Source organism: Actinoplanes sp. KI2 (genome assembly GCF_025630775.1).
GTDB lineage: Bacteria > Actinomycetota > Actinomycetes > Mycobacteriales > Micromonosporaceae > Actinoplanes.
Genome location: NZ_JAOSZE010000071.1, coordinates 17,253 through 36,295, shown reverse-complemented (window position 1 = coordinate 36,295; position 19,043 = coordinate 17,253). Strand labels below are relative to the sequence as shown.

At 70.7% G+C, this 19,043-nt stretch carries 17 protein-coding genes; 10 read left to right on the top strand and 7 right to left on the bottom strand.

Features of this window, described 5'->3' with window-relative positions:
• Positions 1-39 precede the first annotated feature (39 nt).
• Positions 40-1,206: an ROK family transcriptional regulator gene (locus tag ODJ79_RS43785; protein WP_263029655.1), complete on the bottom strand. Its 1,167-nt coding sequence runs from the start codon at positions 1,204-1,206 to the stop codon at positions 40-42.
• A 44-nt stretch (positions 1,207-1,250) separates the two neighbouring features.
• Here ODJ79_RS43785 and ODJ79_RS43780 point away from each other — a divergent pair, with 44 nt between their 5' ends.
• Positions 1,251-2,513 carry a Gfo/Idh/MocA family protein gene (locus tag ODJ79_RS43780; RefSeq protein WP_263029654.1) on the top strand — a complete coding sequence of 421 codons (1,263 nt, stop codon included), beginning with the start codon at positions 1,251-1,253 and terminating at the stop codon, positions 2,511-2,513.
• Here ODJ79_RS43780 and ODJ79_RS43775 read toward each other — a convergent pair whose 3' ends face one another.
• On the bottom strand, positions 2,514-4,808 hold the full coding sequence (locus ODJ79_RS43775; RefSeq protein WP_263029653.1) for a DUF4832 domain-containing protein: 2,295 nt from the start codon (positions 4,806-4,808) through the stop codon (positions 2,514-2,516).
• Positions 4,809-4,939: 131 nt separating this feature from the next.
• Between ODJ79_RS43775 and ODJ79_RS43770 the strand changes: the two genes are divergently transcribed.
• Genes ODJ79_RS43770 through cax form a run of 6 tightly spaced genes read left to right on the top strand, consistent with a single transcriptional unit; the run spans position 4,940 to position 10,886 of the window.
• The gene (locus ODJ79_RS43770) at positions 4,940-5,863 is read left to right on the top strand and encodes a carbohydrate ABC transporter permease (RefSeq protein WP_263029652.1); all 924 of its coding nucleotides are present in this window, start codon (positions 4,940-4,942) and stop codon (positions 5,861-5,863) included.
• 10 nt (positions 5,864-5,873) lie between these two features.
• Positions 5,874-6,749 (top strand): carbohydrate ABC transporter permease, encoded by an 876-nt coding sequence (locus ODJ79_RS43765; RefSeq protein WP_263029651.1) that lies wholly within the window; start codon positions 5,874-5,876, stop codon positions 6,747-6,749.
• 16 nt (positions 6,750-6,765) lie between these two features.
• Positions 6,766-8,100: an ABC transporter substrate-binding protein gene (locus tag ODJ79_RS43760; RefSeq protein ID WP_263029650.1), complete on the top strand. Its 1,335-nt coding sequence runs from the start codon at positions 6,766-6,768 to the stop codon at positions 8,098-8,100.
• 25 nt (positions 8,101-8,125) lie between these two features.
• Positions 8,126-9,598, top strand: a complete 1,473-nt coding sequence (locus tag ODJ79_RS43755) for a glycoside hydrolase family 36 protein (RefSeq protein ID WP_263029649.1) — start codon at positions 8,126-8,128, stop codon at positions 9,596-9,598.
• The gene (locus ODJ79_RS43750; RefSeq protein WP_263029648.1) at positions 9,595-9,813 is read left to right on the top strand and encodes a DeoR family transcriptional regulator; all 219 of its coding nucleotides are present in this window, start codon (positions 9,595-9,597) and stop codon (positions 9,811-9,813) included. The genes ODJ79_RS43755 and ODJ79_RS43750 overlap by 4 nt, the downstream gene beginning before the upstream one ends.
• Complete coding sequence (gene cax / locus ODJ79_RS43745) at positions 9,810-10,886, top strand: calcium/proton exchanger (RefSeq protein WP_263029647.1); 1,077 nt, start codon at positions 9,810-9,812, stop codon at positions 10,884-10,886. Before ODJ79_RS43750 ends, cax begins: the two co-directional genes overlap by 4 nt.
• 3 nt (positions 10,887-10,889) lie before the next feature.
• Here cax and ODJ79_RS43740 read toward each other — a convergent pair whose 3' ends face one another.
• Both ODJ79_RS43740 and ODJ79_RS43735 read right to left on the bottom strand, forming a co-directional pair.
• Positions 10,890-11,936, bottom strand: a complete 1,047-nt coding sequence (locus ODJ79_RS43740) for a PIN domain-containing protein (protein ID WP_263029646.1) — start codon at positions 11,934-11,936, stop codon at positions 10,890-10,892.
• A 5-nt stretch (positions 11,937-11,941) separates the two neighbouring features.
• A complete protein-coding gene (locus ODJ79_RS43735) occupies positions 11,942-13,123 on the bottom strand; it encodes an NAD(P)/FAD-dependent oxidoreductase (RefSeq protein ID WP_263029645.1) in 1,182 nt (393 codons plus the stop codon).
• Positions 13,124-13,208: 85 nt separating this feature from the next.
• On the opposite strand from ODJ79_RS43735, the gene ODJ79_RS43730 reads away from it, so the two are divergent.
• Both ODJ79_RS43730 and ODJ79_RS43725 read left to right on the top strand, forming a co-directional pair.
• A complete protein-coding gene (locus ODJ79_RS43730) occupies positions 13,209-14,642 on the top strand; it encodes an MFS transporter (protein WP_263029644.1) in 1,434 nt (477 codons plus the stop codon).
• Positions 14,643-14,726: 84 nt separating this feature from the next.
• A complete protein-coding gene (locus tag ODJ79_RS43725) occupies positions 14,727-15,305 on the top strand; it encodes an HdeD family acid-resistance protein (protein WP_263029643.1) in 579 nt (192 codons plus the stop codon).
• 36 nt (positions 15,306-15,341) lie between these two features.
• On the opposite strand, the gene ODJ79_RS43720 is transcribed toward ODJ79_RS43725, so the two are convergent.
• The 3 genes from ODJ79_RS43720 to ODJ79_RS43710 form a co-directional block, all read right to left on the bottom strand.
• Complete coding sequence (locus ODJ79_RS43720; RefSeq protein ID WP_263029642.1) at positions 15,342-15,575, bottom strand: hypothetical protein; 234 nt, start codon at positions 15,573-15,575, stop codon at positions 15,342-15,344.
• A complete protein-coding gene (locus ODJ79_RS43715) occupies positions 15,527-16,351 on the bottom strand; it encodes a hypothetical protein (protein WP_263029641.1) in 825 nt (274 codons plus the stop codon). The genes ODJ79_RS43720 and ODJ79_RS43715 overlap by 49 nt, the downstream gene beginning before the upstream one ends.
• A 105-nt stretch (positions 16,352-16,456) precedes the next feature.
• Positions 16,457-16,792: a hypothetical protein gene (locus tag ODJ79_RS43710; protein ID WP_263029640.1), complete on the bottom strand. Its 336-nt coding sequence runs from the start codon at positions 16,790-16,792 to the stop codon at positions 16,457-16,459.
• A gap of 173 nt (positions 16,793-16,965) precedes the next feature.
• Here ODJ79_RS43710 and ODJ79_RS43705 point away from each other — a divergent pair, with 173 nt between their 5' ends.
• Positions 16,966-18,954: a hypothetical protein gene (locus tag ODJ79_RS43705; RefSeq protein WP_263029639.1), complete on the top strand. Its 1,989-nt coding sequence runs from the start codon at positions 16,966-16,968 to the stop codon at positions 18,952-18,954.
• Positions 18,955-19,043 lie beyond the last annotated feature (89 nt).

Here is a 19,043-nt window from a genome sequence, read left to right as displayed (position 1 = left end):
CAGGCGCGACCGCCAGGCGCGACCGCCAGGCGCGACCGGCTACCGGCGAGGGGCGACCGGGGCGCTCAGGCCGTCCGCGAAGAGCCGCTGGTCGATCTCGTTCAACGCCAGCCGCAGCGCGCCCAGCGCCACGCTGTCCGCGCCCAGTGTCGACGCGCGGACCTCGGGCACACGTAGGCAGAGCTTCTCCAGCTCGCGGCGCAGTGGGTCGAGCACCAGGTCGGCCGAGCGGGAGAAGCCGCCGCCGAAGACCACGACCTGCGGGTCGAGCGCGAGCACCAGGGCGGCGGTGCCGACGGCCAGGTCCTTCACATACCTGCCGACGGCGGTGCGGGCGTCCCGGTTGCCGTCGCGGGCCGCGGTGAAGACCCAGGCGGCCGCGTCGTCGTCGCTGACCGTGGGCGGGACGCCGGGGCATCGCTGCAGGTGGGAGGGGGCGGCCAGCCATTTCACGGCCTTCAGCGCGCCGATCTCGCCGGCCGCGCCGCCGTAGCCGCGGCGCAGCACGCCGTCGATGATCAGGCCGGCACCGGTGCGCATGCCGGCCAGCACGAAGACGATGTCGTTGGCGTCGTTCGCGGCGCCGCGCCAGCGCTCGGCCAGCGCGGCCAGCTTGCAGTCGTTCTCGACCACCACCGGGCAGGTGAAGCGACCGCTGAGGTGGGTGGGCAGGTCGACCGTCTGCCAGCCGGGCAGCGGGGTGAACAGCGTGGTCCTGCCGGTGGCGTCGACCGGGCCGGTGACGCCGACGGTGACCGCCCAGATGTCCTGCGCCGTCATGCCGGCGTCGCGCAGGCAGGTGGCCAGGATCTGGTCGAGCTTGGCGAGCCGCTCCGCCGGGTCGGCGTCGGCGGCGACCGCGATCCGGGAGGTGTGCACCACGTTGCCGTCCAGGTCGGCGATCAGCGCCAGTATCTTGTGGCCGCCCACGTCGACGCCGAGCACGTGCCCGGCGGTGGCCCGGAACCGGTAGCGGCGGGCCGGACGGCCGACCGTGCTGCTGCCGCCGGGCTCGACCACCGTGGCCCAGCCGCTGCTGACCAGGCCCTGGGCGATCACGTCGACGGCGGGCCGGGACAGGCCGGTCAGGTTGGCCAGCTCGGTGACCGTGGTCGGCGGCTGATCGCGCAGCGCCCGCACGACGGTCAGCGAGTTCAGCTCCCTCAGCCGGGCCAGATCCGTACCGCTCATGACCTGGTCTGTCACCGCTGCCCCTTGACGCTTGCCGTGGATCGTCCGCCAATATTGCTATGGAGTTTACAAAGTACGCGGGCCATCGCAAGCCCGTGACCATCGCGGTGGTGGGTGCCGGCCTGCGCGGGCGCGAGTATGCCCGGCTCGCCGAGAGGAGCGGGCGGGGGCGCGTGGTCGCGGTCGCCGAACCGGATCCGGCTCGGCGGTCGGCCTTCCAGCAGGCGTACGGGATGGAAAGGTCCTCGGTTTTCGAGGGATGGACCGATCTCGCGGCCGCACCCCGGATCGCCGACGTCGCGATCATCGCGACCCAGGACCGGCAGCATGCCGACCCCGCCGTGCGGCTGGCCGGCCTCGGCTACCACCTGCTGCTGGAGAAGCCGATGGCACCGACCGAGGCCGAGGCCCGCCGGATCGCGGACGCGGTGACGGCGGCCGGCGTGATCGGCGCGGTCTGCCACGTGCTGCGCTACACGAGCTACACCCGGGCGTTGAAGGCCCTGCTCGACGAGGGCCGGGTCGGTGAGCTCGTCAACGTGCAGCACCTCGAGCCGGTGGGCTGGTGGCATCAGGCGCATTCGTTCGTGCGCGGCAACTGGCGCAACAGCGCCGAGTCGGGCCCGATGCTGCTGACCAAGTCGTGCCACGACCTGGACTGGCTGGCGTATCTGCTCGGTGGCGCACCCACCTCGGTGGCGTCGTTCGGCGGCCTGGCCCATTTCCACCCCGGCAAGAAGCCGGACGGTGCCGCCGCCCGCTGCCTCGACTGCGCGGTCGAGTCCACCTGCCCGTACTCGGCCAAGCGGTTGTACCTGGCCTGTGTCGACGACGACGAGCTGGCCGAGTGGCCGCTGCCCGCGGTGACCGCCGAGCGATCCCGGGAGGCGGTGCTGCTCGCGCTGCGCGAGGGGCCGTACGGCCGCTGCGTCTACGACTGCGACAACGACGTGGTGGACAACCAGGTCGTAGCCATGCAGTACGCCTCCGGCCTGACCGCGACGTTCACGATGACCGCCTTCACTCCGATGCAGCGCCGCCGGACGAGGCTGTTCGGCAGCCACGGCTGCATCGACGGTGACGGCCGTTTCCTGCGGGTGACCGATTTCCGCACCGGCGAGACGGAGACGATCGACGCCGGCAGCACCACCGGGGCCGGTCACGACGGCGGCGACGGCGGCCTGGTCGACGCGCTGCTGGCCGCCGTCGGCGACGGCGACCCGGCCCGGCTGAGCTCGACCATGGCGGCCAGCCTGGACTCGCACCGCGTGGTGTGGGCGGCGGAGCGGGCCAGGCTGACCGGCACGGTGGTGACCTTGTGACTACTGGAAGGAGAAGCTGTCGATGCTGATGGCGCCGTTGCCGCCGTACCAGAAGCCCATCGCGAGCTGCGCCGGGCTGGTGCGGCTGATCCCGTTCGCGGCCATCGGAATCTTGATGTCCTGATAGCTGCCGGTCAGCACGGGATGGCCGCCACCGTCCAGGACGTAGTCCCCGAAGACCTTGGTGACCCCGCCGAGGCTGAGGTTGAAGTCCGCGGCGCTGCCGCCCTTGATCCGGACGACCAGGTAGGTGTACTTCGACAAATCCGTGTTCACATCGCTGCCGAACCACCCGCAGTTGTTGTACTGCAGGGTGAGCGAACCGCCGCTCACCACACCGCTGCCGCCGCCGTTGAGGAAGCAGTTGCCGCCGGTCCACTTGCCGAGGTCGTTCTGCGCCGCCGACGGATAGGGCGGCGTCCCGTCGTAGTCGTCGAGGATCAGCCCGGCCGGGGTGCTGCCGCCGCCGGTGGTGACGGTCAGCGCGGCCGAGGCGGCCGAGGTGTTGCCGGCCGCGTCGTAGGCCTGGATCGCGTACGTGTACGACGTCGACGCGGCGAGGCCGCGGTCGGTGTACGAGGTGCCGGTCGTGGTGGCGATCGGGGCGCCGCCGCGCAGGATCCGGTAGCCGGTCACGCCGACGTTGTCGGTCGACGCGTTCCAGCTCAGCGAGACGCTGTCCGCGGTCTGGGCCGGCGACGCGAGCCCGGTCGGCGTGGACGGTGGCGTCGTGTCCGTCCCGCCGCCGCTGCCGACGCTCAGGCCGCCGAGGCCGAGCCAGCCGTCGGCGTTCTGGGTGGCGTTGCCGAAGCGCAGCTTCTTCGCGTTCGCGCTGATCGCCTCGAGCGGGTTCCGGACCCGCATGACGAGCTGGTAGGAGCCGCTCGGGACGTCGGCGAGGCTCACCGACGACTGGAAGTACTGCGGGTAGCCGTAGTCCAGGTAGGTCGGGTCGGCGCCCACGTTCCAGTCCGGGAAGGCCCGGATCTTCAGCGGCATGACCGTGCGCAGATCCCACGGCGTGTCCCAGGTCTTCACGACCGCGCCGGCCGAGCTCTTGAGGCCGAGCGAGACCGGCCACGGGTAGTAGAACGGGGCGACGCCGTTGTTGGCGAGGGTGACGCCGACGGTGGCGGTCGAGCCGGTGACCGAGTTCGGGTAGTACGCGTGGGTGGCCGTCAGGTCGTACCCCATCAGCCGGACCGCGGCCGCGACGTTCGGATCCGACGGTGAGTAGCTCTGGCTGCTTTGGTTGATCTTCCAGGTGGTGTGCTCGAGCTCGATGCAGGCCTTCATGTTGTCGACCTGCCCGGAGCCGCCGGGCCAGGCGGTGAACGCCGAGCTCTGGATCTCCGGGCGCACCTCGCCGCCCATCGAGTCGGTGCGCCACTTGTTCTCGACGCCCTGGTTGAGGGCCCGCTGCAGTTGGGCGTAGGAGGCGCCGCCCATCGACTGCGGCAGGGTGACGCCGGCCAGTGGCGAGCCTTCCTTGTAGCAGAACGAGTCGTCGTGGTAGCCGATGTCGCGGCCGTTCGCGGCGCCGCCGGCCGAGTCCGGGTAGCGGATCTCCAGTTTGGTCCGGCTGAACGCGGTGTCGAAGGCCTGGACGATCTGCGCGGCGTGCGCGTCGGTCGGCATCAGGTTGGGGTAGCCGTCGGCGGTGTCGGTGTCGAACGGCCAGGTGTGCCACTCGCCCCACAGGCCGACCAGGCCGAGGTGGATGAAGCCGATCCGCGGGTCGCCGTCGTAGCGGGCCCCGAACGCGGCGACGAACCTGCCGACGGCGTCGAGCAGGTACGGGCTGTCGTAGTCCGGCGAGACGGTCCCCCAGTACGTGTTGTTGCGGTACGTGACGTGCCCGTCGAAGCAGTGCGGGATGGCGTTGCCCGGATGGCTGCCGGTGCCGCCGGGGTACTCCATGTAGAAGCGGATCGCGGCCTGGTTGCCGTACGAGGCGATCTCGTTCAGCGCGTTGTCCACGATGGACCAGTTGTAGCTGCCGCAGTCGGTGGCGCTGGTCATCACCTCGGACAGCCCGAAGTAGCTCCAGGCCAGCGAACGCGGATAGCCGAGGCTCTGGTCCTCGCCGGGGAAGTAGAACCGGGCGAAGCCCTTGAGCGGGTTGTCCAGCGGACCGGGCGCGGCGGCGAGGGGATGGTCGGTCAGGGACGGGTCGGGCGCGGCGGGCGGGGCCGGCCGCGGTGGCGGTCCGGCAGGGGCGGCGGCCGCGCCGTGCGGGACGAGAAGGATCGCGGCGGCGACCACACAGAGAGTGACGAGTCGGGCGGAGCGCATGGAGGACCTCGCATTCCATTACGAAGAGGTGTTGACAAAGTTTCCATGAGCTTCATCATTATTAGCGGTCGCCCAGCCCGCGCCGCAAGACATGAATCTCGAAGATCTTCGATCGATGAAAGAGGCCGATCGTGACGACTGCGCTTGCCGCCCCACCCCGGACCGCGCCGGTCGCCGCCGGCCCGCGACGCCGCGACGACCGGCGCGCGGCCTGGCTGTTCCTGCTGCCGGTGCTGTTCGGCTTCGCGGTGTTCTACCTGTACCCGACGATCCGCGGCGCCTGGTTCTCGCTCACCGACTACAGCCTGCTCAACACCGCGGGCTTCGTCGGCACCGACAACTACGCCCAGCTGGCCACCGACCACCAGTTCTGGAACTCGATGCGGGTCACCGGCTACTACGTGGTGCTCAACATCGGCTCGCAGACGCTGATCGCCCTCTGCCTCGCCGCGCTGATGCACCGGCTGACCCGCTCGGTGGTCCTGCGGGCGACGCTGCTGCTGCCCTGGCTGGTGCCGAACGTGACGGTCGGCCTGCTGTGGATGTGGCTGCTCGACGCGAACCTCGGCTTCGTCAACCACCTGCTGACCGCGCTCGGGCTGAGCAACCAGGGCTTCCTCACCGACCCGCGGCTGGCGATGCCGTCGATCGCGCTGATCAACACCTGGGCCTACACCGGATACACCGCGCTGTTGCTGTACGCCGGGATGCTGCAGATACCCCAGCACCTGTACGAGAGCGCCGCCCTGGACGGCGCCGGCGAGCTACGGATGTTCCGCCAGATCACGCTGCCGCTGCTGCGACCCGTACTCGCGCTGGTGCTGGTGGTGTCGCTGATCGGATCGTTCCAGATCTTCGACACCGTCGCGGTCACCACCAAGGGCGACCCGGCCGGCGCCACCCGGGTCATCTACCTCTACATCTACGAGCAGGCCTTCCGGTACTTCCACATGGGCTACGCGTCCGCGGCGGCGATGGCGCTGGTCCTCGTCCTCGGCCTGCTCACCTACGTGCAGATGCGGCTGCTGCGCGCCTCCCGCTCCGACCTGGCCTGAGGGGGCTGACATGAGACCGAGACCCGGCCGCTTCGCGGGCTGGACCATCCTGATCGTGTTCCTGGTCCTCACGATCTTCCCGTTCTACTGGATGATCCGTACGGCGATCACCCCCGCCGGCGACATCTTCACCGACAGCACGAACCTCCTGCCCCAGCACCCCACGATGATCAATTTCTGGCGGGTGCTGGGCCTGGTCGACACCCCGACCGCGATCAAGGCCGGCGGGTCCGGCGCGAAGATCAATTTCCTGCGGTACACGCTGAACTCCGGGATCTACTCGCTGAGCATCGCCGCCGTCCAGACGTTCTGCTGCGCGATGGCCGGGTACGCCTTCGCCCGGCTCCGCTTCCCCGGCCGGGACCTGCTGTTCGGGCTGCTCGTCGCGGCGCTGATGGTCCCGCCGATCTTCACGCTGCTGCCCAACTTCACGCTGGTGAAGAACCTCGGGCTGATCGACTCGTACGCCGGCATGGTCGCACCGTCGCTGCTGATGACCCCGTTCGCCGTCTTCTTCCTCCGCCAGTTCTTCCTCTCCGTGCCCCGCGAGGTCGAGGAGGCCGCGGTCATCGACGGCGCCGGCCGGTGGGGCATCTTCTGGCGGGTGGTCATGCCGATGAGCCGCGGGCCGCTGATCACCATCGCGCTCACCACCGCGGTGTGGGCCTGGAAGGACTTCCTGTGGCCGCTGCTGGTCGGCCGCGGGGAGCAGACCCGGCTGCTGACCGTGGCGCTCGGCGTCTTCCGCCAGCAGTCCCCCAACACCCAGCCGGACTGGACCGGGCTGATGGCCGCGTCCGCGCTCTCCGTGCTGCCCGTTCTCGCGCTGCTCGTCTTTCTGGGCAGGCGCCTCGTCCAGTCGCTCAACTTCACCGGAATCAAATAAGCGAAAGGAAACTCCCGTGCTCCGTCGATCCCTGGCGGCGGCGCTGACCGCTGCTGCCCTCATCACACCCCTGGCCGCCTGCTCGAACGGTTCCGCATCGGACGGCGGCGGGCCGGTCACCCTCACCTACTGGCTCTGGGACGACAAGCAGCAGCCCGCCTACCAGGCGTGCGCCGACGCGTTCAGCAAGGCCAACCCGACCATCACCGTGAAGATCTCGCAGACCGCCTGGGACCAGTACTGGCAGAACCTGACCACCCAGCTGGCCAGCGGCAGCGCCCCGGACGTGTGGACCGACCACGCGTCGTACTACCCGCAGTTCGTCACCAGCAACCAGATCCTCGACATCCAGCCGTACGTGGACCGGGACAGGGTCGACCTCGGCCGGTACCAGGCGGGCCTCGCCGACCTGTTCACCAAGGACGGCAAGCGGTACGGCCTGCCGAAGGACTGGGACACGATGGCCGTCGTCTACAACACCAAGCTGGTCAAGGACACCACCGGCCTCGACAACCTGACCTGGAACCCGGCCGACGGCGGCACCTTCGAGAAGGCCATCGCCGCGGCCACCGTGGACGCCAACGGGCACCACGGCTCGGACCCCGGCTTCGACAAGAACCACGTCAAGGTGTACGGGTTCCTGCCCGAGTGGGCGGACGGCGCCCAGGGCCAGAACGGCTGGGGCGACCTGGCCGCGTCGACCGGTTTCACGTACCTCGACAAGAACCCGTGGGGCACGCACTACAACTACGACGACGCCAGGCTGGCCGACACGATCAACTGGTTCAAGCACCTGATCGACGCCGGCTACGCGCCCAAGTTCGACAAGCAGTCCACGCTCAGCCGGGACGCGGTGATGGAGTCGGGCACCGGCGCATTCACCATCGCCGGCTCCTGGACCATCGGCACCTACCTCGGCGACGGCGCCAAGCAGAAGTACGCCTTCGCCCCACTGCCTTCCGGCCCGACCGGCCGCAAGAGCGCGATCAACGGCCTGTCCGACGCCATCTACGCCGGCACCAAGCACCCCGACCAGGCCTGGGCGTGGGTGAAATACCTCGGCTCGCCGGACTGCCAGAACCTGGTCGGCGACAAGGCGGTGGTCTTCCCGGCCGTCAAGTCCGGCACCGAGAAGGCCCTCGCCGCGCACCAGGCGGCCGGCCGCGACGTGCACGTCTTCACCGACGAGGCGACCGCACCGAACGGCACCTTCGTCCTGCCGATCACCGACCACGGCAACGAGGTGAGCCAGACCGTGCAGGACGCGATCCAGTCGGTCGTGCTCGGCCAGGCACCGGCCGCGGACGCCCTGAAGAAGGCCAACGACCAGGTCAACGCCCTGTTCAAATAGCAACACCCCCTATTTAGGAGAATCGATGGCTGAGCTCGTGCGGCTCGACGGACGTCCCTTCGCCCTGCACCACAGCGGCGATCCGACCACGCGGCCCGTGCCCGGCGGCGTCCTGCTTCCCCCGGGCCGCGTCGCGATCCTGCACGGGCTCGGCGACGCCTCCTTCTACCGGCACGGGCAGAACTCGTGGAGCCCGACCGGGTGGCGGCGGCTGAGCGAGCCGCCGCTGCGCGTACCCAACCCCGTCCGGCTGGTCACCGCGGACGATCCCGCCTTCGACGACCCGGCACGTCATCACGGGTCGGCCGTCGCCGCGCTGCGGGGCGACGACGGCCGGACCCTGCTGCTCGGCGCGCTCGGCCTGGACACCCCGAGGCTCACGGCGGACCGGGACACCCTGGCCGGGTGGTACGCCGCCGGCGGCGACGACTGGTTTCTCGCGTACGGGCCGGAGCAGGAGGTGTTCGCGGCGTACGCGAACCAGCTGGCCGAACGCTTCGGGGCCGGCACGCGCACGGCCGGCAACGTCTGGTGCAGCTGGTACGCGTACTACGAGACCATCACCGAGACGCAGCTGGCCAAGGACGTCGCCGACCTGGCCGGCCTGCCCTTCGACGTGGTGCAGATCGACGACGGCTGGGAGGAGCTGGTCGGCGACTGGCAGCCGAACGCCAAGTTCCCGAGCGGCATGCGGGCGCTCGCCGACCGGATCGCCGACGCCGGCTTCACCCCCGGGCTGTGGCTCGCCCCGTTCATCGCGCTCCCGCACTCGAAACTGGCCACCACGCGACCGGAGCTGCTCCTGCGGGACCACACCGGCGAGCCGGTGGTGGCCGGCCACAACTGGGGCGGCCCGTACTACGCCCTGGATCTGTCCCGGGAGGACGCTCGCGCGCAGGTGGCCGGCCTCGTGCGTACGGTGGTCCGGGATTGGGGTTTCAAGTATTTGAAGTTGGACTTCATCAACGCGGCGGCCCGCCCGTCGGAGAGCGTCTACCGGTCGGCGCTGGAGCTGGTCCGGCAGGTCGCCGGCGACGACGTCTACCTGCTCGGCTCGGGCGCGATCCTGCTGCCCTCGCTGGGCCTGCTCGACGGCATCCGCACCGGCCCCGACGTGGCGCCGATGTGGGACAACTACGCGTCGGCCGACCCGTCCGACGCCACCGCCCGCAACGCCGTGGTCAACACCGTCCACCGGCTGTGGCAGTCCACCCTGGTCGAGGTCGACCCGGACGTCGTCTACTTCCGCAGCAAGCTCAACCTGCTCACCCCGCAGCAGATCCGCTGGCTGCGCGACCTGGCCGACGTGTGCGGCTTCCGGGCCGTCTCCGACCCGCCGAGCTGGCTGACCCCGGCCGAGATCGAGGAGATGCGCGACTACCTGGACGCCAAGCCGGTGATCCGGCGGCTGGGCCGGTATCGCTTCACCATCGACGGCCGGGACGTGGATTTCGGGCCCGCGGTCGCCACCGGCGGCCAGCTCTACCCGATCTCGTGATCACCCTGCCGGCGCTCCGCCACCGGCGCATCCTCGAGTTGCTGGCGGAGCGGGACTTCCTCACCATCACCGAGGCGCGGGCCGCCACCGGCGCCTCGGCCTCGACCACCCGCCGGGACCTCGCGGCGCTGGCGGCGGCCGGCGCCCTCACCCGGATCCGTGGCGGAGCCGCGAGGACGCGGGCGCGGGCGACTTCTGCGATCATCTCCCGGTGAGCTCGCGCGTATTCTCCCGGTCGGACGTCCTGGTACTTCTCGGCAGCGTGGTGGCGGTCGCGGCCGCCGGCGTCGCCCGCTACGCCGGGGCCCCCGCGGTCCTGGCCTTCGTCGTGGCCGGGGCGGCGGTGGCGTTGCTGGCCTCGGTGGTGGGCCGCAGCGTGGAGCAGCTCGGCGACCGTTTCGGCCCGGGCGCGACCGGCGTTCTGCAGAGCGCGCTCGGCAACCTCCCCGAGCTGTTCATCGGCTTCTTCGCGCTGCAGGCCGGCCTGATCGCCGTCGTACAGGCCGCGATCATCGGGTCCATCCTGTCGAACATCCTGCTGGTGCTCGGGCTGTCGTTCCTCGTCGGTGGTCTGCGCAACGGCCCGCAGCGCTTCGACTCCGAGCGGGCCCGCACCTCGGCGATCCTCATGGTGCTCGCCGTGGCGGCGCTGGTGCTGCCCAGCCTGGCGCAGTACGTCCACGCCCCGGCCGCGCCGCACGAGCGTGAGCTCTCGCTGATCGTCTCCGTGGTGCTGCTCGGGGTCTTCGCGCTGTCGCTGCCGGCCGCGCTGAAGCGCGCGCCGGTCTCCCATGATCCGGTCGAGGCCGAAGGCGAGGTCTCCGGCACGAGGTGGCCGCTCTGGCTCGCGGTGACCCTGCTGGCCGCGTCCAGCGTGGTGGCGGCGCTGGTCTCCGACTGGTTCGTGCACGCGCTGGAGCCGGCCATCGAGGCGCTGGGCATCTCGCAGGCGTTCGCGGGTCTGGTCATCGTGGCGATCGCCGGCAACGCCATCGAGAACGTGGTGGGGATCCAGCTCGCCTACCGCAACAAGGCCGACTTCGCGATGGCCGTGATCATCCAGAGCCCGCTGCAGATCGCCCTGGTCCTCGCGCCCGCGCTCGTGCTGCTGAGCCTGCTGACCGCCACCACGCTGACCCTGGTGTTCGCCCCGATGCTGGTCGTGGCCGTCGCGGTGACCGTGATCGCGGTGGCGTTCGTCGTCTTCGACGGCGAGTCGACCTGGCTGGAAGGGGTGACGCTGATCGCCCTGTACGCGATCATCGCCACCGCCTTCTGGTGGGGCTAGGGCCTAGGAAGCCTCGGGGGCCGAGGTGAGCAGATAGTCGTCGGCGTCCTGGCTCCAGCGCAGGCCCACCGAGCCGCTGGTCGCCGCCGCCTTGGTGAACTGCAGGAAGCTGCGGTAGCCCAGCTTCTTCTCGCTGAAGTCCGGTGCCGCCTTGCGCACCTTGTTCTTCAGGCCGGACAGGGCCACCGTGCCGTCGCTGCCGGCCTCGTCGCGGACCACCGCGCGCAGCAGCGCGAAGGCCGCCTCGCGGTCGCCGTGCTCGGGCAGGGTGACCTCGGGGTCGCCCTTGGCCGCGCCGCTCGCCAACTCGACCACGTTGTGGCCGGCCAGGTGGCGCAGCAGCTCGCCGAAGGCGCGGAAACCGTAGTCGGCCTCGTTGAAGGTCGGGTCCTTGCGCAGCAGCGTGCGCTTCAGCGTGGACGCGGTCACCGCGCCGTTCGAGCTGCTCTGCAGGCCGGCGACGGTCTGCGCGACCAGCGAGGCGAGCGCGTCGACGTCGCGCGGCGCCGGCGGGGCGGCGGGCGGCGGCGAGGCCGGGCGGTCCGGCTTCGAGCGGGCCGGCGGGGCCGGCACCTCGACGCCCTCGAGGCGGTCGTAGAAGAGGAACTCGTCACAGGCGGCCGGCAGCAGCAGCGAGGTGGACTTCTCCACCCCGACGCCGATCACCCGCTTGTTCAGCTCGCGCAGCTTGTCGACCAGCGGCGTGAAGTCGCTGTCGCCGGTGCACAGCACGAACGTCGAGATGTAGTCGCGCTCGAAGGCCAGCTCCAGCGCGTCGACCGCCATCTTGATGTCGGCCGCGTTCTTGCGCGAGGCGCCCATCCGCTGCGGTATGTCGATCAGCTCGACGTGCGACCGGGTCAGCATGCGCCGGTCCTCGTCGAAATACGACCAGTCCGCGTACGCCCGGCGCACCACCACCCGGCCCCGCTCAGCGAGCGCGTCGGCGACCGGGCGCAGGTCGAAGGACAGGCCTCCGAGGTGCTCCCGGGCGCCGATCGCCAGGTTCTCGTAGTCCAGGAACAGGGCGATGCGCTCCTCTTGATCCACGTCGGTCAGGGTACGCCGCCGGCCAGCCCCGCAACGTGCTCCGGTGCGAAGAACTCGGCCGGGGCGGTGACGCCCGAGTTGAGCCGGGCGAAGGCGTCCATCGCCGGCTGCTTCCCGGCGATCGCCGAGACCAGCTGGATCATCTGCTCGTCCGGCGGCTGCAGCGACGCGATGCCCAGCGTCATCCGGTAGACCGGCATCGCCCGAGCGTCCCGGCCGGCCTGGTAGCCGGCCAGCGCGTCGTCGTACGGTGTCGAGCCGCCCAGCGCCGCGTCGAGCGCGTCGGCCAGCAGCTCGGCGTCCAGGAACGCGTCGGTGATGCCCTGGGCGGTGATGAAGTCCCGGCTGTACCCGGAGTCGCCGACCAGCGCCCAGCCCGGCCCGTACGGGACCCGGAAGTAGTTGGGCACCGACGAGCCGGCGAACTTCGCCACGCGCTCGGCGTCCCGGATGCGCTCGGCGAACGCCGGGGCCAGCTCGAAGGTCCGCATCAGCTCGCCCTCGACGTCGTCCCGGTGCGCGGCCAGCTCGGCGTGCGGCCAGCCCCCGATGACCAGGGTGAGGTCGTCGTTGGTCGGGCACACCGCCCAGCCGCGGCCGGGCCGGCTGTAGGCCTCGAACGTGTCGGTCGGCAGGTTGCTCCAGTACGAGTAGTAGGCGACGGTCAGCGCCGGCACGTCCTCGTAGGCTGCCGCCTGCACGGCCCTGGCCACCATCGAGTTGCGCCCGTCCGCACCGATCACCACGCGGGCCCGCTCGAGCTGACCGTTGCCGCCCCGGACCCCGGTCACCACGCCGTCCTCGACCAGCACCTCCTCCACGCCGAAGCCCTCGCGGACCTCCGCGCCGGCCGCCGCGGCCGCGTCGACGAGGATCTTGTCGAGCAGCTGGCGGCGCGGGGCATACGCGTACGGGGAATCGGTCGTGCCCGGCGCACCCGCCAGGGTGATCGGACCGAAGTCGAACGAGTACCGCCCGACCGGCGGGCACCCGGTGGCCACGACCTGGTCGAGCAGGCCCCACCGGCCCAGGGCCGAGACGCCCGGCGGGTGGATGACGTGGGTGGAGACGGTGTCGCTGGGGAAGGTGGCCCGGTCGACCAGGAGCGTCCGGTAGCCACGGCGGGCAAGCAGCATGGCGAGCGGTGAGCCGGCGCAGCGCGCCCCCACCACGATGGCGTCGTGCATCAGGCCATAGTGGAGGAGATCAACGGGCCGGGCAACGGCCGTACGGGCAGGCATGGGCGGCGTCCCGCGGGGTAATCCGGGGATCATGTCGCTCGCCACGATCCGCACGGACGTCCCCGCCCGGCTCGACCGGCTGCCCTGGGCCCGCTGGCACTGGATGATCGTCATCGGGCTGGGCACCGTCTGGGTCCTGGACGGGCTCGAGGTGACGATCGTCGGCAACCTCTCCGGCCGGTTGTCGGAGCCGGGCAGCGGCCTGGACATCACCCAGAGCCAGGTCACCGGCGTGGGCGCGGCGATGTACGTGGCCGGCGCCTGTTGCGGCGCGCTGTTCTTCGGCTGGCTCACCGACCGGTTCGGCCGCAAGAAGCTCTTCATGATCACACTCGGCGTCTACCTGTTCGGCACCGCGATGACCGGGCTCTCCTTCGCGGTCTGGTGGTTCTTCCTGTTCCGCTTCATCACCGGGGCCGGCATCGGCGGCGAGTACGCGGCGATCAACTCGGCGATCGACGAGCTGATCCCGGCCAAGCACCGCGGCCGGATCGACCTGATGATCAACGGGAGCTACTGGGCGGGCGCGGCGGTGGGCGCGCTGCTCACCGTGCCGATCCTCACCCAGCTCCCGGTGAGCTGGGGCTGGCGGGTCGCGTTCGGGATGGGCGTGCTGCTCGGCCTGGTGATCCTGCTGGTCCGGCGGCACGTGCCGGAGAGCCCGCGGTGGCTGTTCATCCACGGCCGCGGCGACGAGGCGGAGGCGCTGGTGCGCGGCGTCGAGGAGGAGGTCGAGCGGGAGGACCACGTCACCCTCGACCCGGTCGACACCACCATCGAGATCCACCAGCGGCGCACCATCGGCTTCGGCATGATCGCGAAGACGCTGGTCAGCCGGTATCCGAGGCGGGCCGGCCTGGGGCTGGCGCTCTTCGTGGGGCAGGCGTTCCTCTACAACGCGATCACTTTCGGGTACGCGCAGATCCTGCAGACGTTCTTCCAGGTGCCCTCGGGCAACACCGGCTACTACTTCGCGGTCATCGCGGTCGGGAACCTGCTGGGGCCGCTGCTGCTGGCGCCGCTGTTCGACACGGTCGGCCGGAAGGTCATGATCACCGGCACGTACGTCCTCTCCGGGGTTCTGCTCCTGGCGACCGCCTGGCTGTTCGGCCAGGGCGTGCTGACCGCGACCACGATGACGATCTGCTGGTGCGTGGTGCTGTTCTTCGCCTCGGCCGGCGCGTCCTCGGCCTACCTGACGGTCAGCGAGATCTTCCCGATGGAGACGCGGGCCCTGGCCATCGCGTTCTTCTACGCGGTCGGCACCGCGGCCGGCGGCATCACCGGCCCGCTGCTCTTCGCTCACCTGGTCGGCACCGGCGAGGTCGGCGACACGGTCACCGCGTTCGTCATCGGCGCCCTCGTGATGATCGCCGGTGGGCTGGTGGAGGCGGTGCTCGGCGTGCGAGCGGAGCGCAGGAGCCTCGAGGAGATAGCCGCACCGCTCACCGCGACGCAGTCCTGACCTCGGGTTCATTCGGCGAGGATGATTCACCGACGCGGCGGGTCCCCAACACTGACGGCACCCTGCGAACCATGAGGAGTGTCAATGTTTGAGGGACGCATGCTCGTGCCCGAGCGCAGCAAGTACTGGTGGGTCGAGTTGCTGGCCGGGTTCGGCTGGCTCGTGGTCGCCTGGCTGGTGCTGCGTGCGAACGTGACCTCGCTGGCCACGGTCGGTCTGCTGCTGGGGGTGCTGTTCATCGTGGCCGGCCTCAACGAGGCGTTCGTGGCCACCATGGTGAGCGGCGGCTGGAAGGTGATGCACTGGGTGATCGCCGTGATCCTTCTGCTCGGCGGTCTGTGGGCGCTGTTCCGCCCGGTCAACACGTTCTTTGCCCTGGTCTCGGTGCTGGGGCTGGTGTTGCTGCTGGAAGGCGCTTTCGAGATCGTCCGGGGCATCACCTCACGCGGGGACAATCCCTACTGGTGGCTGGGTCTCGTGTCCGGCGTGCTGCTGATCCTGCTGGCCCTCTGGGTGTCCGGTTCGGACCGCATCTTCAACCTCCATGCACGCGCTTTCCTGGTGCTGTTCTGGGTCGGCCTGATGGCACTGATCCGCGCTGTCACGGCGATCGTCCTGGCCTTCGCGATCCGTCGTGCGGACCGGGCACCGGCGCCCGTGTGAGCCCCTTTGATCGGCGCCTTTTCAGGCGGCGCGTTCTCAGCCTGCGTCGATCGTGCTGCTGCGAGACTCCCGCCATTCGGCGAGGTCGCGCAGCAGCCAGGCAAGGCCGTAGAGGGTGAAGGAGACCAGGAACCAGGCGAACGCGAAGCCGGCCCCCACCTTCGCGTACTGCCCGCCGCCGCGGAGGAACAGCACGCCTATCACCACGGCCACCACCATCGTCAACGGCAGCAGGGGCTGCCGGCTGGGGTGCGGGTAGCGATCACGCATCGACGTTCCTCGTCTTCAGTGCGGTGGGTGTTGAACTCGCCGCTCAGTGCCAGCCCGGCCGAGCAGTCCAACTCGCCCGGGGCCAGTTGGGTGTGCGACGGTCGCCAGAGTGTCACATCCCCCGGGGCAGCGACACGAGCGACGACGCAGTCGTACTGACTGGCGCGCAGCGCCACCCCGGCGATGCCGTCCTGAACGGCGAAATCCTGGCGGATGGCCGGGTCGAGCTTCAGTCCGGCCACCGCGGCGCGGACGGCGGACTCGTTCGGGCCGACGGGCTTCAGGGCGCTCTCGAGGCGCTCGTCGACGCCCTGCAGGGACGGGTCTTGGGTAACCGGCAGCGGTGCTCCCGCCGGGCAGTCGATGTCGTCGTCGCGGCTGTCCTCCTTCGGGCCCATCTGAAGACGGAAGCAGATCGGCACGTCGGCCTGCTGGAGCACGACGTGGTCGAAGCCGCGCGCCACGCCGTGACCGGTCACCTCAAGAATCAGGGTCACGCCGGTCTGCCAGTGGGCCTGGCCGGTGACCGAGAGGACCTGGACGTCGGGGTGCTGGCCGGCCGAGTGCAAGTAGTCGCCGGCTTGGTAGAGGTGATCGCGGTCGAACTGGGCGAGCACGTCGTCGACCTTCTTTGCCGCGTCGAACGCCGCCGTGTGGTGGATCTGCCAGTCCGGCTGACGCTGGACGTGCTGCTGGTACCGCCACGCGCCCGCCGCCGCGACGCCGAGCACCAGGACGGTCGCGCCGAGCCCGATCCACTTCGTTCTCCCCCGCATAGCCGGATTATGTCGCGGACAGCTCGGCGGCCAGACCCGGGACCCATCGATGGAGGTCATCCGTTGTGGTTCCGAGACCGAAACCGGCGCGGCGCCGCGTGCGCGTCAGTCGAGAAGCCATCCACTGACCGATGAGACCGCCGGCGTCAGAGCCGCCACCAGGGTCAGCAGCGTGACAAGCGTGCCGCCGACCAAAGCGGCGGTCAGTGCGCGGCGGCCGCGAGCGTAGCCGCGCAGCAGGACAGTCCCGGACGTCAGCAGCATCAACGGCGCCACGAACACCGCTGTCGTCACGGTCATCGTCACCGGCACCGCCCAGCTCCAGCCGGCCATGATGTCGGCATTCGCGGTGAACGAGTCGCCGGCCGACGGTATGTACCAATGACCGGCGAATCCGGCGGCGTGCGTCAGCGCCAGGAACACGCTCAGGCCGTACCACACGGCGTATCCATACTGCGCCGCAGCCAGAAGCCACCCACCGCTCCGGCGGTCGGCCGGAGCTCCCGTACGAGCCGGCGTCAAGGTCACGACCGAACCCTAGCGGCCCCTCGCCAACGTGAGTAGTAGGCCATTGGGGGCAGCGCGCCAAGATCATGCCGACTACTCTGCACGCCGTGTCGTCATCGTCGAGCGCCCTGCGAGCGCTGGTGGGGAATGCCGCAGCCGGCTACCGGGTGTCCTTGGCGCATCCTCGGCAGCTGCTGGGCTGTGTGCTGCCCATGCTGGCGCCCACGCTGATCGGGCTGGCCGTGCTGGACCTGCTGCTGGGCCGCAACCATACGACGATCGTCAACGGCGTTTCCGTGATCGACGGCCTGGCCGGTGCGACGCGGGCCCGGGCGGAGCTCGGCCTGATCGTGGCGTTCTGGCTGCTCGCCCTTCCCGCTGCGACGCTCGCCTTGACGGGCGCCGAGCGCGGGCACGCGGTACGCCCGATCAAGGCGATCCTCGCCGCCGTCCGGCACCTCCCCGCGCTCGTCGTCGGCCTGTGCGTCGCGACCGGCGCGACCTTCCTGTCACTGTGGGTAGCCACCGGTCTCGCCGGCGCGGTCGGCGGCGGCCTGGTTGGTCTCCTCCTGGTGCTGGGCGCGCTCGTGGTCGCGGGCCTGGTAGCGGCGCGGATCCTGGTCGGCTCGATCTCGCACCTGGCCGGCGGCGCCGGCTGGGCGTTCACCCGCGGGCAGGTGGCCGGCACCGCCGGGGCGTTCCTGCTGGGTGGCGTCGCCGTTCCGTTGCTGCTGGCACATCCGGGCGATGCGATCCGCGCCGCGGTAGCCGTGCCCGTGGTGGGACAGGTGATCGATGCGCTGCTGCTGATCGCGTTGACCGCCGTGCAGGCCGGCATCCTGGCGCACATCCTCGTGCAGCGGAGTGACCCGACGCACTCGGCGGCGATCGATGCCCGGCTGCTCGAGCTGTCCGGCCGGCCGGTGCGCCTGCCCGGCGTGGCGATCACGGCGGCGGCGATCACGATCGCGATGCTGGCACCGGCCGGCATCGCCGCGGCGAACCCGTTCGGTGCTTCGACCGTACGCTCGCACTCCGACGCCCCGGGTGGCGTGGCGGCGATAGCCTGGCCGCCCGGCCGGCATCCGGTGCTGGCGACCATCGGCGGCGCCCGGTTCTGCGACAACGATGTGTGTGACCGCTACGTCGCCCACAACGGCGCGCCGACCGTGATGGACGGCCACGGCAACGCCTCGATCAGCGCGGACGGGACCGCCGTGGTCTCCGCGACACTGTCCGGCGGACGCGACAGCGGCGGCCCGTTCATCAACTACGGCCGGTGCACCCGCGCCGGATGCAGCCAGGCGTGGCTGCCCGCTCGCGCCTCGGCCAAGGAGCGCTTCGAGTGGCCCGAGCTGGCCGTCGCCATTGCTCCCGACCAGGCCATCTGGTTCGTCCTGGCGACGCCTTCCGCCGACGACACACCGGGAAGGGCCACCTACCGGATCGGCTTCGTCCGATGCGCGCAGGTGGGGTGTCCGCAGCCGCAGCGGTTCGACGGCGGCACCGTGCAACGCACCGTGGGCGACGGCACCGACAACCGGCAACCCGCCCGGCTCACGATCGGTGCGGACGGCCGGCCGCTCGCGACCATCCGGACCGGGGTTCGGGCCGCGCTGGTGACCTGCGATCCGGTCACCTGCGCTCATCTCCGGAGCACCTGGGTGTTCGCCGGTCCGTCCCGCGCCGCCTGGGTGGCCCCGGCCACCCCTGCCGAGCCGGTAGTCACGTTCCAACCGGATGCGCTGCGTATCGGCGACCAGGGCGTGCCGCTGTTCAGCAACGGGGTTCCGGCCTGGTCGGGCACGGTGGCGGTCGGCGGGGGCCGGGTCTACGCCACCGCGGCCGAGCCGTTGCGGCCCCGCAAGCAGGGACTGCACATCACGATCGGCACATCGGCCGAGTCCGAGCAGCCCGAGCAGCCCGAGCGCTGGCAGCAGGTGCTGTGGCGCTGCGACCCGGCGCACTGCGAACGGCAGGTCCTGGACTCGTTCGATGCGGGCTACGGTGGCGAGGCGTTGGCCGTCAGCACGGACGGCCGGATCTTCGTCGCCCGGACGGACCGCATCCTGCTGGTCTCGGAAGGCCATCAGTGAACCAATGACCGCCGGCTGCACCGTTACCGACCGTCAAACGACTCGTAACGGGACGGGGTCTTGCGCGGAGTCTCGGGTTAGCGTCGTCG

Bases quoted from the DNA above. Each gene is read 5' to 3' on its own strand.
- ODJ79_RS43780 (WP_263029654.1), top strand. From the start codon at position 1,251: ATGGAGTTTACAAAGTACGCGGGCCATCGCAAGCCCGTGACCATCGCG.
- ODJ79_RS43775 (WP_263029653.1), bottom strand. From the start codon at position 4,808: ATGCGCTCCGCCCGACTCGTCACTCTCTGTGTGGTCGCCGCCGCGATC.
- ODJ79_RS43765 (WP_263029651.1), top strand. From the start codon at position 5,874: ATGAGACCGAGACCCGGCCGCTTCGCGGGCTGGACCATCCTGATCGTG.
- ODJ79_RS43755 (WP_263029649.1), top strand. From the start codon at position 8,126: ATGGCTGAGCTCGTGCGGCTCGACGGACGTCCCTTCGCCCTGCACCAC.
- ODJ79_RS43735 (WP_263029645.1), bottom strand. From the start codon at position 13,123: ATGCACGACGCCATCGTGGTGGGGGCGCGCTGCGCCGGCTCACCGCTC.
- ODJ79_RS43730 (WP_263029644.1), top strand. From the start codon at position 13,209: ATGTCGCTCGCCACGATCCGCACGGACGTCCCCGCCCGGCTCGACCGG.
- ODJ79_RS43725 (WP_263029643.1), top strand. From the start codon at position 14,727: ATGTTTGAGGGACGCATGCTCGTGCCCGAGCGCAGCAAGTACTGGTGG.
- ODJ79_RS43720 (WP_263029642.1), bottom strand. From the start codon at position 15,575: ATGCGTGATCGCTACCCGCACCCCAGCCGGCAGCCCCTGCTGCCGTTG.
- ODJ79_RS43715 (WP_263029641.1), bottom strand. From the start codon at position 16,351: ATGCGGGGGAGAACGAAGTGGATCGGGCTCGGCGCGACCGTCCTGGTG.